Genomic DNA, 13,091 nt, shown 5'->3' on the forward strand with positions numbered 1-13,091 from the left:
GCCGCGCGGGCAGACTCGACGAAAGTGATCGTGGACACAACCCAGACTGTACACCGAATTGCTCGAAATACGCAGAAACTAATTCGGACTTGCGCAAATCGCGCAGTAGTGACATTGTGAGCTGAGTTACAAACGTTCGGGTGGCACGTGCGTGCCACCCGCGAAGTATTCGAACGCAGCAGTGTTATCGAAAGGTCGACGATGACCCAGGCATTTCGCGGAACGAAGGTGGGGAAATGACGCAGCTCACTGCCGCTCCCCCGAGCGTTCCCGCCGCCAAGTCCCGCAAGGACTCGGCGCTCCCGGCGTTCCTCACCGCGCCGACGGCACGGTACGTGGTGCGCCGGCTCGGACAGAGCCTTCTGACCATCTTCCTGACACTCACGACGGTGTTCGTGCTGATCCGTATGGCCCCGGGTGATCCGGCCTACTCGATGGCCGGCCCGCTCGCCACCACCGAGGATCTGGCGCAGATTCGCACGAACCTGGGCTTGGACCAGTCGGTCTTCACCCAGTACCTGCTGTATCTGAAGGGTCTGTTCACCCTCGACCTCGGTACGTCGTACTCGTTCCAGGCACCTGCGCTCGACGTCGTCCTGCAACGCATTCCGTACACGGTCACGCTGGCATTCGCGGCGATCCTGCTGACCACCATCGTCTCGATTCCCCTGGGAATCTGGATGGCACGCCGGGCCGACACCCGCCGCGAACTCGGCGCCAACATCGTCACGATCGCGGGTCAGTCGATGCCCGACTTCTGGACCGGCTTGATGCTTCTCACGTTCTTCGCCGTCCTGGTGCCGGTGCTTCCGGCCGCCGGGTTCACGACATGGTCGAGCCTGCTTCTGCCCGCCCTCACCGTCGCGGTACTGCAGATCGCACTCATCTCCAGGATGGTCCGACGCGAGATGGTGAACGCCTACGCGTCGCCCTACGTCACCGTGGCTCGCTCGCGCGGCGTCTCCGAGCGCGAGATCACGTGGCGATACGCGCTCCGCAACTCGTCGATCCCCGTCGTCACCGCCTTGGGTACGCGCTTCGCGTCGATGCTCAACGGTGTCGTCGTCGTGGAGGTCGTGTTCGCGTGGCCCGGCGTCGGTTCCCTGGTCGTCCGCGCACTCGAAACACGCGACTACCCGCTGATCCAGGCAACGGTGCTGGTGACCGCGGTTCTCGCGGTGCTCGTACAGCTGGCGGTCGACCTCTGTTACCCACTCCTCGACCCCCGCGTCCGACTCGGGAAGGCAGCCAACTGATGACCGTCGTCGACACCCCGAAGACCTCCCGGCCCAGTGCCGTCACCGCCAAGGACTTCGCCACCGCAGGTGCCACGCGCCGCAGCCGCGACAGCCGCGTCAAGATCTGGGTCGGCACGCTCTGCGCCCTGGCGGTCATTCTGCCCGTCGCGCTGGCGCGGGTGCTTCCGCTCGCATCTCCCGACGCAACCGACCTCGCGAAGCGTCGGCTGCCACCATTGACCGACGGGCATCTTTTCGGCACGGACCAACTCGGTCGCGACCTTCTTTCCCGTGTCCTCTACGGCGGACAGGTGTCGCTCACCGTGGGCATCCTTGCCGTACTCGTCTCCGGCCTGATCGGGCTGATTCTCGGCTCGCTCGCAGGCTTCCTCGGCGGGTGGGTCGACACCGTCGTGTCCCGGCTGCTCGAAGCGCAGCTGTCGCTTCCGCTGTTGATGATGCTTCTGCTCGTCGTCGCACTGTTCGGTCCGTCGATCCCCGTCATCACGTTCGTCATCGCGATCGCGCAATGGCCCGAGATCGCCCGTCTGACGCGCTCTCTGGTGCTCGTCGAACGTGAGAAGCCGTACGTGGCCGCCGCGCGAGTACTGGGCCTCGGACGTGTCGCGATTCTGCTTCGCCACGTCGTGCCGAACATCTTCAAGCAGGCGTCGCTCGTCGTTCTTCTCCTCCTCGCCCAGGCCGTTCTGCTCGAGAGCGCACTGAGCTACCTCGGTGCCGGACCGCAGCGCCCGTTCGCGACGTGGGGACGCATCATCTCCGACGGCCAGGACTACATCACGACGTCGTGGTGGCTCGTCACCCTGCCGGGCCTCGTCATCGTGCTGCTCGTGGTCGGCGTCAACCTACTGGGCGACGGCCTGCGAGACCGCCCGGCCGGACTCGGCCGCTTCGGAATCTTTCCCCGCTTCAAGAAAGGCGCCTGACATGGGCACTCTGTTGAAGGTCGACGACCTCCAGATCGAACTCGTCACCGACAAGGGCGTCGTGCGCGCCGTCGACGGCGTTTCCTTCTGCATCGACGCCGGCGAAACCGTCACTATCATCGGCGAGTCGGGCTCGGGAAAGTCGACGACGGCCATGGGATTGCTCGGGCTCCTTCCGACGGATCTCGCGGTGCTCTCCGGATCGGTGACCTTCAAGGACACCGAAATCCTCGGTAAGACCAAGCAGCTCTGCAAGATTCGCGGCAAGCACATCGCACTGATCCCACAGGATCCGATGACGGCACTGTCGCCGGTCCACACCATCGGCAGCCAGCTCGCCGAAGCCGTCAGGCACAGCGGTGTGTCCGGGAAGGCGAAGCAGACGGCTCGGTGCATCGAACTACTCGAGCAGGTGCGCATCCCGAATCCGTCGACGCAGCTGAAGAAGTATCCCCATCAGATGTCCGGCGGCATGCTGCAGCGCGTGCTGATCGCGAGCGCACTGGCGTCGGGCCCCGAGCTGATCGTCGCCGACGAGCCGACCAGCGCCCTCGACGTCACCGTTCAGGCCAGCATTCTCGACCTGTTGTTGGAGTTACAGGAACGCACCGGCATCGGAATGCTCGTCATCACACACGATCTCGGCGTCGCGCGGCTCGTCTCCGATCGGATCTACGTCATGAAGAGCGGTGTGTTCGTCGAGAACGGCGCCGCCGAGGAACTCGTCGCAGCGCCGCAGAATCCCTACACCAAGAAGCTGCTCGACGCGATTCCGCACCTGGGGTCGTGGGACGGATCGCCGGACCCCGCTCCCTACGGCACCGCACCGAGAGAGGTAGCAGTATGACCGCGCCACTGTTGTCCGTCGAAGATCTCGTCGTCGAATACCCCGTCGGTGACGGCGTCTTCCGTGCCGTCGACTCGGTGAGCTTCTCCGTCGACAAGGGCAAGACGCTGGCCGTCGTGGGCGAATCGGGCTGCGGCAAGTCCACCATCGCCAAATCGATCGTCCGGTTGCTGACGCCGACGTCGGGAAAGATCGTCGTCGACGGCACCGACATTTCTCAGCTGTCGGAAAAGGCGTTGCGCCCGTTCCGGTCTCGTGTGCAGATGGTGTTCCAGGACCCGTACGGCTCACTCGACCCTCATCTGACCGCGGTCGACATCGTCGGTGAGCCATTGCGACTGAAGGGCATTCGCAACAAGTCCGAGCGAGCGAAGAAGGCCGCCAAGCTCATCGACCGCGTCGGATTGCCGAAGACCGCATTGAATCGTCGGCCCGTCGAATTCTCGGGTGGTCAGCGTCAGCGCATCGGTATCGCGCGTGCGCTCGCCGCCGGACCGGAGATCCTCGTGTGCGACGAGGCCACGAGCGCACTGGACGTCTCGGTGCAGGCGCAGGTACTCGATCTGCTGCGCGAAATCCAGAGCGACACAGGCCTTACGTACGTGTTCATCTCGCACAACCTCGGTGTGGTGCGCGAGATCAGCGAGACCGTCGTCGTGATGTCGAAGGGCCGAATCGTCGAAGCAGGCGACACCGACGACGTTCTCGCCAGGCCGAAGGAGCCGTACACTCGTGCACTGCGCGCTGCGGCTCTGGACCCCGCCGCGATGCACGGAATCAAGCCGCGACACATCGTCTCGCGTCTCGCCCAGACCTCTGTAGGAGTAACAGCATGACTTCGCTCGACATCTCGCCCCTCGTTCTGGGAACGATGACGTTCGGCGACACCGTCGACGCGGACGGCGCAGCCCGGATGGTCGACGCCGCGCTCGATGCGGGCATCACCCACATCGATACCGCGAACGGGTATGCCGGAGGCGAATCGGAGCGCATCCTCGCCGGTCTTCTGGCGTCACGACGCGACCAGGTGACCGTCGCGACGAAGGCAGGGATGCCGAATCCCGATGCAGGCGACAACAGTCCGCTCTCCCCCGCCGGACTTCGCCTCAGCGTCGAGGCCAGCCTGACGCGACTGAACACCGACTACGTCGACTTGTTCTATCTGCATCAGCCCGATCGCGCGGCCGACCTCGCCGACACGCTCTCCACGGTGGCGGAGTTGGTGAAAGAGGGCAAGATTCGCGCGCTCGGTGTCTCGAACTTCGCGGCGTGGCAGATCGGCGAGATCAACCACGTCGCCGACGCAGTCGGTGCGCCGCGACCGATCGTCGCGCAGCAGCTGTACAACCTCCTCGCTCGCAGGATCGAAGAGGAGTACGCCGAGTTCGCGGAGGTCACCGGCCTCGTCACGATGGTCTACAACCCGCTCGGCGGGGGGTTGCTGACCGGAAAGCACTCGTTCGAAGCAGAACCGACCGACGGCCGGTTCGGCGATTCCCGACTCGCGGCCATGTACCGCGAACGGTACTGGAACACAGCAATTTTCGACGCGATCGCACAGCTGACGAAGATCGCGGAAGACGCGCGGATGCCGATGACCGAACTCGCGATGCGTTGGCTCGTGTCCAAGCCTGCGACGGGGCCGATTCTCCTCGGGGGCTCGAAGGTCGACCATCTCGTCGCCAACATCGCGGCGGTCCGCAAGGGTCCACTCGACGACGACGTCGTCACCGCATGCGACGAGGTCGGTGCCGCGCTGCGCGGGCCGATGCCGAACTACAACCGCTGAAAGGCGCACCAGACATGACTGCACAGGAATTCGCCGCCCGCGTCCGAAACCGGGAGCGCATCCTCGGATACTGGTCCGTCATCGACAGCCCGGTCTCCACTGAATGGCTTGCCCACGTCGGCTGGGATTACATCGCCTTGGATCTTCAGCACGGACTGATCGGCTACTCGGGAATGCTCGCCGGACTCACCGCCATCGACGCGGCGAACGGGCCCGCCGGCATGATTCGCGTCGAGGCGAACGACGCGACGGCGATCGGCCGTGCGCTCGACGCGGGAGCCGCAGGTGTCATCGTCCCTCTGATCGACACCGCCGAGGACGCAGCCGCCGCGGTGTCGGCAGCTACCTACCCTCCGGCCGGAATCCGGTCGTACGGACCCATGCGTTCACAGCTGCGCATCGGTCCGACGCCGGCAGATGCGAACCGCGACACCGTCGTCCTGGCGATGATCGAGACGCCGCAGGGCTTGGAGAACGTCGAGAAGATCTGCGCGGTTCCAGGTCTGGACGGCGTCTACGTGGGACCGTCGGACCTGCGCCTGGCAGTCGGTGGGGCATCCCCCAGCGACACCTCGGTCGACGAGGCCTTCGAGGCTGCACTCGTCCGCGTGCAGAAGGCGGCAGCTGCTGCCGGAATTGCCGCGGGCATTCACACACCGTCCGGTGACGTCGCGGCACGTCGGCTCGCCGAGGGATACACGCTCGCCACCGTCGCGTCGGATCTGACGCACCTGAAGGCGGTGTCGTCGGATCACCTGAAGGCCGCCCGAGGGTAGGCGCCGCCGGCACCCGTGCGCAGAAATGTAGAGCGGGCTCTACATTTCTGCGCACGACGGTCGCAATACACATCGCGCTCGGCTCCGAATACAGACTGTGGAACGACTCACGCACGCGAGGCACGGGATTACTTCCGTGCCTTCGGTGCGTTGTGGGACTGGGTTGTCGAAAGCCGACCCGGGCCTCTCGGTTCGGATTGTTGGCAGCATCACACCGTCGAAGGGTTGGCGCAGGCCATCTCGGTGGGCATGTTGTTAAGGGCTACGAAACATCGTTGACACATAGAGCGACCATGTAACAGATCCACGGGGCAGAGCGACTTCCTCCCCAGGACGCGAACAAAAGGAGACGATGTGACTTTGCAGATCGATTCACTCGATGTCAGCGCCGACGAGACCCCGTCGGGTGCAGGGGAGATCGAGAAGCTCCACGAGCAGGTAGTCGCACTCGACGCCGATATTCTCGGCGCGATCGAACGTCGCAGTGAACTTGTTCGACAGCTCGCCGCGAAGACCGCGAACGGCGCAGACGAGACCGGCTCCACCTTCGACGGTCTCGGAACCGACGGATCGGTGCTCAAGCGCATGCTGGCTCGGATCGCTTCGGTGGCAGGTTAAACCCCCGCTGCATCCCCATCCCCCTCCTTCGTGCGCACATCAGCCCCGGAAGACAGTCGACTGTCTTCCGGGGCTGAGTAGTTTCAGGACGCGCTCACAGGGCGCGGAGTGCGCCTCCGTCGACGGCAACCGCCGACCCTGTGATGTAGGACGCCGCAGGCGATGCAAGGAACGCCACCGTCCGTCCGAACTCTTCGGGATCACCGATTCGCCCCAGCGGGATCTGCGCGGCGGCCTCGCCGCTCACTTCGCCGCCGCGCGCGGTGTCGAACCGACCCGGAAGCACGCTGACGACTCGAACTCCACGCGGGCCCAATTCGTCGGCCATATCTTTGGCCGCCATCGCCAAACCAGGACGAAGACCGTTCGAGATCCCCAATCCGGTGATCGGACTCTTCGCCGAACTGGACAAGACGAGCACGATGGCGCTGCCTTCGGTCATCGCAGCTGCTGCGCTGCGTACCAGTCGGACCGCCCCCAGAAAGACCGAATCGAAGTAGTTCTGCCAGTCGCCATCCGAGGAACCGAGTGCAGTACCGGGCGGTGGTCCTCCGACACTGACGACGAGGCCGTCGAGTTTGCCCCAGTGCGCGAGGGCCGAGTCGACGACCAAACCCGCCGTCGCGGGATGACCATTGTCGGCAACCATTCCATGCACCGCGTTGGGCCGGTGGGTTCCGAGTTCCGAGACGGCGTCGTCCACCTTGTCCTGGGACCGGGACGTCACCGTCACCTTCGCTCCCTCGCGCAGTAGTTCGCGCGCACTGGCCAGACCCAGTCCTTCGGTTCCGCCCGTGACGACGAACGCCTTACCCGCCAGTCCCAAATCCATGAATTCTCCTCTTCGACGAACAACGGGAACGCGCCGTCGGCTCGTTCCCGTGGGTCCATCTTGCTACAGACTCGTCGCGCCGCCGAATGCTGCGAAAAATTGCTTGCCCGAATTGCGATGAGTTTCCGGATGTGGTCCCGTCCATACGAGCGAGGGCAATCGCGGTTCTCACCGACACGATCACAGATTGAGGAGCTGTTCACATGGCACGAATGCTGTTCGCCAACATGCCGGTCAAGGACGTCGCGGCGACGAAAAATTTCTTCTCGACACTGGGCTTCGAATTCAACGAGGTGTTCAGTGACGAGAACACTGCTTCGATGGTGATCAGCGACCAGGCGACGGTGATGTTTCTCTCCGACGCCCGTTTCAAGGACTTCATCTCGGACGACATCGCCGACACCACTCGATCGCGTGAGGTGCTGATGTGCATCTCGGCCGACAGCCGTGACGAGGTCGATTCACTCGTCGATTCGGCCATCGCCGCCGGCGGTACGTCGTGGATGGAGGCACAGGACCACGGCTTCATGTACGGCCGCGCGTTCCGCGACCTGGACAACCACGTCTGGGAGGTCATGTGGATGGACCCCAGCGCGGTGCCGTCGGAGTAGGTGGTCAGGGCGCTGGGCTCGGTAGCGAGCCCAGCGCGCCGCCTATCGAAGACGCTCGGGCAACCCGAAACGCTCGAACAGAGTCAGATCGAAGAAACACGTGACGTGCGAGACCTTGTCGTCGGCGATGTCGACCACGTGCAGTTGGAACGGCACATGGGTCCCCGACGCGTCGCGCATGTAGAGCCCGTACGCCGGCTGCCCGTTGGCCGAGGTGGCGACCATCCGCATGTCGCCTGCGCCCTTGGCGGGACAATTTCCGCGAATGAGGGCGCCGATGTTCTCTCCACCCTGGTACCACCCGACGAACGGCGGCATCTCCCAGACGGCATCCTGAGTGAACAGCTCCACGAGTTGGGCGATGTCGTAGTTTTCGAAGCTGTCGACATACTTCGTCAGTAGTTCCTGTGTCTGCGCCGACGATGGCTCGACGACGCCGTCCTCGGAGGGTGCGATCTCGTCGAGCTGGGCGCGCGCACGTTGCAGCAGGCTGTTGACGGCCGTCGTGGTCGTCGCGAGCGCCTCGGCCACCTCCGACGCTTTCCACTGGAGTACTTCGCGCATCAGAAGCGCCGCCCGTTGACGGGACGAAAGGTGTTGCAGTGCAGCGATGAACGCCAAGCGAATCGACTCGCGTCCGACGACGATCGATGCGGGGTCACCGGAGTCGCTCAAGTCGGAGTCCGCGATGGGTTCGAGCCACGGAATCTCGTGCCGCTCGACGAGGTCGTCGGTCGGATCGGAACTGGGCGCACCGAGCCCGGTGGGCAACGGCCGCTTCGACTTTCCCTCCAGCGCGGTGAGACACGTGTTGGTGGCGATCCGGTAGAGCCACGTCCGCATCGACGATCGGCCTTCGAACTTGCTGTAGCCGCGCCAGGCTCGGATGTAGGTCTCCTGCAGGAGATCTTCGGCATCGTGGATCGACCCCGTCATCCGGTAACAGTGCGCGAGCAGCTCGCGCCGGTACGGGTCGAACTGTGCAACGAACGCGTCACCCTCAGCAACCGTGGCCGTCATGCCTCAACACGATAATGCTCGAGACCGACACGTGGGAGGAAAGATTTCGGGTTCCCTACGCTAGCCTTCGTCAGGTGACCGCGGCGAGCACCATCGACGAACTCGTCGACGACCTCTATCTGCAGCGAGGGCGAGCCTGGCAGGCGGCGCTCGTGACTGCTCAGAACTTTCTCGAGACCATCGCCGACGAGATTCTCGACAACGTCGACCGAGACCGTCTCAACGCCGGAACCGCACGCATCAAGGATCCAGCACGTGCCGCGGACAAACTGCGACGCAAGATCGCCGAGGGACGTATTGCTCCGCCGACCGACGTCGACGATGTCGTCGACGCGCTCGGCGATCTGATCGGAATCAAGGTTCTGTGCAAGAGTCCCCGCGATCTTCACGCCTTCGTCGACGCGTTGGAGGCCGCGTGCCACGACCCCGACTGTTCCGTGCGGTTCGCCAGAGAACCGATGGACTACGTCGAATTCCCCAAGCCGAACGGATATCGCGCCTATCACGCGATCTTGCTCGTGCGGGTAGCCACGCATCAGGGTGACCTCGACGTCAAGGTCGAGGTTCAGGTGAAGACGCGACTGCAGGACGCGTGGGGCGAACTGACGCACGAGGACATGTACAAACCCGGTGAGCCGCTGAAGGCGTCGAAGAAGCATGTCGACCGCGCACGGCAGATGGCGGAACTTCTGCTGCAGGTCGATCTGATGGCCGATGAGCTTGCAGCGCAACTGGATTCGCAAACGTCCGTGTCGAGCGATCCGGTCGCCGAGCCGACGCCGGTGCCGAAGGATCCGGAGATCATCTCGGCGCGTGTGACGCGGACGGGCCCGAGGTACGCCCTCGCCGTCGGGCCCGACGGCAGGCGGGGACTCATTCCCGCTCGTTCGGTCAAGGCCGTCATCGGCGTCAAGGATCGCATCGCCGTCGACGACTATCTCGAGGTCGGCGACGAGGTGCGTGTCGTGGTCGAGGACTCCGAAGACGCCCTCTACTACCATCTTTCGTCGCAACCCCCGTCACGACGGTCACGCAGACGACGGAGACGGGCCGAGCAGGACGCCTGACCGGTCGTCAGATCACCTCGCGTTTGGCGGTCTTCTGTGTGGGCACGCGGCCGTCGAAGTACCGCAGAAGCGACTCGTCGTGCGCGTCCGGGTACCAGCCGGGAGCGATACGTGTCTTCGCCCGCCCGGTGGCCCGACGTTCGCTGCCGACCACCATCACCAGGAAACCGGCGATGACCGCAACCGAGGCGACCGCCACGATGGTGATCACGACGATCTGAAACAGATCCATCTACTTCCCCCGCCCTACGCACGCGCACGATCCTGTGCTCACCGAAGCGCCCCCGCCGACTCCCCATCGGCCCGAATTCTCCGCGCCATAGTGACACATCTTCGATGCGAGGGTGCCCGATCTGGACATCGAAGGACCGACCACCCCTTCCACCTGCGATTCTCAGGTTCGTCCTAGGTCCGTCCGGTAAACAGCACTCTTTGTGACAGCCACCGAAGCACCCCAGCTCACGACGGCCGAACCAGAACTCGTTTCGCCGTCCGTCGGTACGCCCGGACGCCTTCTCACCGCCGATCGCGTGGTGGCTGCTGCAGCATTCGTCCTGCTCGCGCCGCTGTACGCGATGTTGTCGGTCATGGGACACCGCCAGTTGCGGACGTCCGGCTTCGATCTCGGCATCTTCGTCCAGCAGATCTCGTCGTACGCGGAACTGCATGCCCCGACGTCGAATCTGCTCGGTACCGGGTACAACACCCTCGGAGATCACTTCTCCCCCATCACTGCGCTGCTGGCGCCGGTCTATCGGGTCTTTCCGTCGGCCGAGACGCTGTTGGTCGCCCAGGCCGTGCTGTTCGCGGCTGCGGCAATTCCCTTGACACGCTGGGCGGTCCGTGAATTCAGCACGGTTGTCGGCGTCGTCGTGGCCGTCGCGTACGGGTTGTCGTGGGGAGTACAGGCTGCGTTGAATTTCGACTTCCACGAGATCGCGTTCGCGATGCCGTTGCTTGCCATGTCGATGGTGTCTCTCGGGCAACGCAAGTGGCTGCCTGCGCTGTTGTGGGCGCTACCTCTCGTTTTCGTCAAGGAGGACATGGGTCTGACGGTCGCCGTCATCGGCGCCCTGGTGGCGTTCTGGACCGTAGGCCGCAACCGCCTGCTCGGCCTGCTGACCATCGTGTGGGGCCTCGGCTGGCTCGTTCTGGCCGTCAAGGTCATCATTCCGTTGCTGAGCAGCAACGACTCGTACGGCCAGGGTTCGAAGATGCCGCCGCTCGGATCGGGGATCGCAGACACGGCCCACGGCTTCGTCGACGGGGACTCCCGCGCCGCCACTGCGTTTCTTCTGTTGGCCGTGACCGCCTTCGCGGCGCTGCGGTCGCCGCTGCTGCTCGTCGCCGTTCCCACCGTCGCGTGGCGGTTCCTGAGCGACAACTCCAACTTCTGGAAACCGATCTTCCACTACAACGCGATCCTGATGGTCGTCGTGTTCGCGGCACTCGTCGATGCTGTCGCCCGTAGTCGACGCCACGGACAACTCTCGTTGCGGGGTCAACGCACGATCTTTACGGCGGTGGCGGCCGTCGCACTCGTCGCGCTGCCGTTCCTGCCGATGGCGCGCCTGGTCACTCCGGACGGCTGGCGGATCGACCCGCAGGCTGTCGAGACCGCCGAGGTTGCACGCATGATTCCCGACGACGAGACGATCGCCGCGTCGAACAACCTCGTTCCGCAGTTCGTCGCGACGCACGATGTCTCGGTGTTTCCGCAGCGATCGACCGATACGACGACGCCCGACTGGATCGTCGTCGATCGCGCAGATCCTGCTGGATGGCCGGCGGACGCGAAGGGCGATGCGAAAGCCGTCGACGCGGCGTTGGCGTCGGGCTACGTGGTCCGATCCGAAGCCCACGGCATCGAAGTCCTGCAGCGGGTACAGCCGTAGACCCGGCCGAATCGAGATCTCCGAGCCGGTCGACCTGCGGAACCGATTGTGACGTGCACCGAGGTCGACGAGAAAATGCCGGACAACACACAACGTTCCCAGACGCTGTGGCCGCCGGTTCAGCCCCTACACTGGATAAGTTGTTTTCGCAGTGGCGCTGGGTGAGACCAGCTACGACGAATACGGTAAGGCGGGACGAGACATCGACGCACGACGGGAAGCACAGGGGGCAACCAGGACGGTCGACCGTCCGAACAGCGACGTCGCGCCGGAGGCACCTGCGGCCACGCCTGCCAGAGCCGCCTCGAAGCGCTCGCCGTGGAACCGCAAGAATCCGTACCGAGCGACGGTGCTGGCCAACCGCGTCCTGTCCGGCCCCGAGTCCACCAAGGAAATACGGCACTACGCGTTCGCGCTCGGTGACAGCGGCCTGAACTACGAAGTCGGCGACGGCCTCGGTGTGAAGCCGGTCAACAATCCCGAACTGGTCGACGCGTTGATCGGCCGTGTGGGCGTGTCACCGGATACGACCGTCGTCGTGAAAGGCGCCGAACAACGACTCGACGAGTTGCTCACCCATTCGTACGAGATCGGCGTTCCGTCGATGGATCTCCTCGAAACGGTTGCCGAGCGCACCGGCGACGACGAGCTCTGCCACGTCCTGTCGACCGGAGACCGCGAAGCACTCGACGCGTGGACCTGGGGTAAGGACGTCCTCGACGTGCTCGCTCTCGACGACAAGCTGGCGCTCGAACCGGCGGAACTGCTCGGCCTCCTGCGCCCGCTGCAACACCGCGTGTACTCCATCTCGTCGTCGCCGCTCGCGCACGAAGGCACCGTGCATCTGACGGTGTCGAGTGTGCGCTACCGGTCGGCCGCGCGCGATCGCGGTGGTGTGTGTTCGACATTCCTCGCGGACCGAGTGTCCGAGGGCGCAACGGTAGGGGTGTTCCTGTCGGCCAACAAGTCCTTCCGGCTTCCCACCGACGACGATGCATCCGTCATCATGGTCGGGCCCGGCACCGGCATCGCGCCCTTCCGCGCGTTCCTGCACGAACGACGTGCGCGTCACGCGTCGGGACGCAACTGGCTGTTCTTCGGCGACCAGCATCGCGGCAGCGACTACCTCTACGAGGACGAGCTGGACGGCTTCTCGCGCGACGGTGTGCTCACCAAGCTCGACCTCGCGTTCTCGCGCGATCAGAACGAGAAGATCTACGTCCAGCATCGGATGCGCGAGAGCGGCAAGGAACTGTACGCCTGGCTCGAAGAGGGCGGCTACTTCTATGTCTGCGGCGACGCGACGCGCATGGCCAAGGACGTCGACGCCGCGCTGCACGATGTCATCGTCGAGCACGGCGGGCGCACATCCGATCAGGCCGACGACTACGTGGCCGAACTCAAGCGTGACAAGCGCTACCTGCGCGACGTGTACTGAGTCCTCGTCCCCC

General features: G+C 64.5%; 13 protein-coding genes and 1 pseudogene. 11 read left to right on the forward strand and 3 right to left on the reverse strand.

Translation table 11 applies throughout. The annotated features are described in order from the left end of the window. The first annotated feature begins 236 nt into the window (after positions 1 to 236). The 7 genes from HQ354_RS21000 (at position 237) to HQ354_RS21030 (ending at position 6,215) form a co-directional block, all read left to right on the forward strand. Positions 237 to 1,256 carry an ABC transporter permease gene (locus HQ354_RS21000; RefSeq protein ID WP_240930905.1) on the forward strand — a complete coding sequence of 340 codons (1,020 nt, stop codon included), beginning with the start codon at positions 237 to 239 and terminating at the stop codon, positions 1,254 to 1,256. Continuing rightward, positions 1,256 to 2,185 carry an ABC transporter permease gene (locus tag HQ354_RS21005; protein WP_243636957.1) on the forward strand — a complete coding sequence of 310 codons (930 nt, stop codon included), beginning with the start codon at positions 1,256 to 1,258 and terminating at the stop codon, positions 2,183 to 2,185. The genes HQ354_RS21000 and HQ354_RS21005 overlap by 1 nt, the downstream gene beginning before the upstream one ends. A gap of 1 nt (position 2,186) precedes the next feature. After that, positions 2,187 to 3,032 (forward strand): ABC transporter ATP-binding protein, encoded by an 846-nt coding sequence (locus HQ354_RS21010; protein WP_068427178.1) that lies wholly within the window; start codon positions 2,187 to 2,189, stop codon positions 3,030 to 3,032. Continuing rightward, the gene (locus tag HQ354_RS21015; RefSeq protein ID WP_068427176.1) at positions 3,029 to 3,868 is read left to right on the forward strand and encodes an ATP-binding cassette domain-containing protein; all 840 of its coding nucleotides are present in this window, start codon (positions 3,029 to 3,031) and stop codon (positions 3,866 to 3,868) included. The genes HQ354_RS21010 and HQ354_RS21015 overlap by 4 nt, the downstream gene beginning before the upstream one ends. Further along, a complete protein-coding gene (locus HQ354_RS21020; RefSeq protein WP_068427175.1) occupies positions 3,865 to 4,821 on the forward strand; it encodes an aldo/keto reductase in 957 nt (318 codons plus the stop codon). Before HQ354_RS21015 ends, HQ354_RS21020 begins: the two co-directional genes overlap by 4 nt. 14 nt (positions 4,822 to 4,835) lie before the next feature. After that, entirely contained in the window at positions 4,836 to 5,597 is a 762-nt protein-coding gene (locus tag HQ354_RS21025) for an HpcH/HpaI aldolase/citrate lyase family protein (protein WP_114332155.1), read from the forward strand. 354 nt (positions 5,598 to 5,951) lie between these two features. After that, positions 5,952 to 6,215 (forward strand): hypothetical protein, encoded by a 264-nt coding sequence (locus tag HQ354_RS21030; RefSeq protein WP_068427171.1) that lies wholly within the window; start codon positions 5,952 to 5,954, stop codon positions 6,213 to 6,215. A gap of 94 nt (positions 6,216 to 6,309) precedes the next feature. On the opposite strand, the gene HQ354_RS21035 is transcribed toward HQ354_RS21030, so the two are convergent. Continuing rightward, positions 6,310 to 7,047, reverse strand: a complete 738-nt coding sequence (locus HQ354_RS21035; RefSeq protein ID WP_068427169.1) for an SDR family oxidoreductase — start codon at positions 7,045 to 7,047, stop codon at positions 6,310 to 6,312. 203 nt (positions 7,048 to 7,250) lie between these two features. Here HQ354_RS21035 and HQ354_RS21040 point away from each other — a divergent pair, with 203 nt between their 5' ends. Next, on the forward strand, positions 7,251 to 7,658 hold the full coding sequence (locus tag HQ354_RS21040; protein ID WP_068427168.1) for a VOC family protein: 408 nt from the start codon (positions 7,251 to 7,253) through the stop codon (positions 7,656 to 7,658). A gap of 42 nt (positions 7,659 to 7,700) precedes the next feature. Here HQ354_RS21040 and HQ354_RS21045 read toward each other — a convergent pair whose 3' ends face one another. Continuing rightward, the gene (locus HQ354_RS21045) at positions 7,701 to 8,678 is read right to left on the reverse strand and encodes a sigma-70 family RNA polymerase sigma factor (protein ID WP_068427166.1); all 978 of its coding nucleotides are present in this window, start codon (positions 8,676 to 8,678) and stop codon (positions 7,701 to 7,703) included. A gap of 74 nt (positions 8,679 to 8,752) precedes the next feature. Between HQ354_RS21045 and HQ354_RS21050 the strand changes: the two genes are divergently transcribed. Continuing rightward, positions 8,753 to 9,745 carry a S1 RNA-binding domain-containing protein gene (locus HQ354_RS21050; protein ID WP_222635503.1) on the forward strand — a complete coding sequence of 331 codons (993 nt, stop codon included), beginning with the start codon at positions 8,753 to 8,755 and terminating at the stop codon, positions 9,743 to 9,745. 7 nt (positions 9,746 to 9,752) lie between these two features. Here the strand turns inward: HQ354_RS21050 and HQ354_RS21055 are convergent, their stop codons facing one another. Beyond that, positions 9,753 to 9,977 carry a DUF2510 domain-containing protein gene (locus HQ354_RS21055; protein WP_068427164.1) on the reverse strand — a complete coding sequence of 75 codons (225 nt, stop codon included), beginning with the start codon at positions 9,975 to 9,977 and terminating at the stop codon, positions 9,753 to 9,755. Between the two features lie 202 nt (positions 9,978 to 10,179). On the opposite strand from HQ354_RS21055, the gene HQ354_RS21060 reads away from it, so the two are divergent. Further along, the gene (locus HQ354_RS21060) at positions 10,180 to 11,640 is read left to right on the forward strand and encodes a DUF2079 domain-containing protein (protein WP_308115256.1); all 1,461 of its coding nucleotides are present in this window, start codon (positions 10,180 to 10,182) and stop codon (positions 11,638 to 11,640) included. Positions 11,641 to 11,715: 75 nt separating this feature from the next. Continuing rightward, positions 11,716 to 13,078, forward strand: a pseudogene (locus HQ354_RS21065) (sulfite reductase subunit alpha). Positions 13,079 to 13,091 lie beyond the last annotated feature (13 nt).

The sequence above is a fragment of the Rhodococcus sp. BP-261 genome, assembly GCF_019835205.1.
GTDB lineage: Bacteria > Actinomycetota > Actinomycetes > Mycobacteriales > Mycobacteriaceae > Rhodococcoides > Rhodococcoides kyotonensis_B.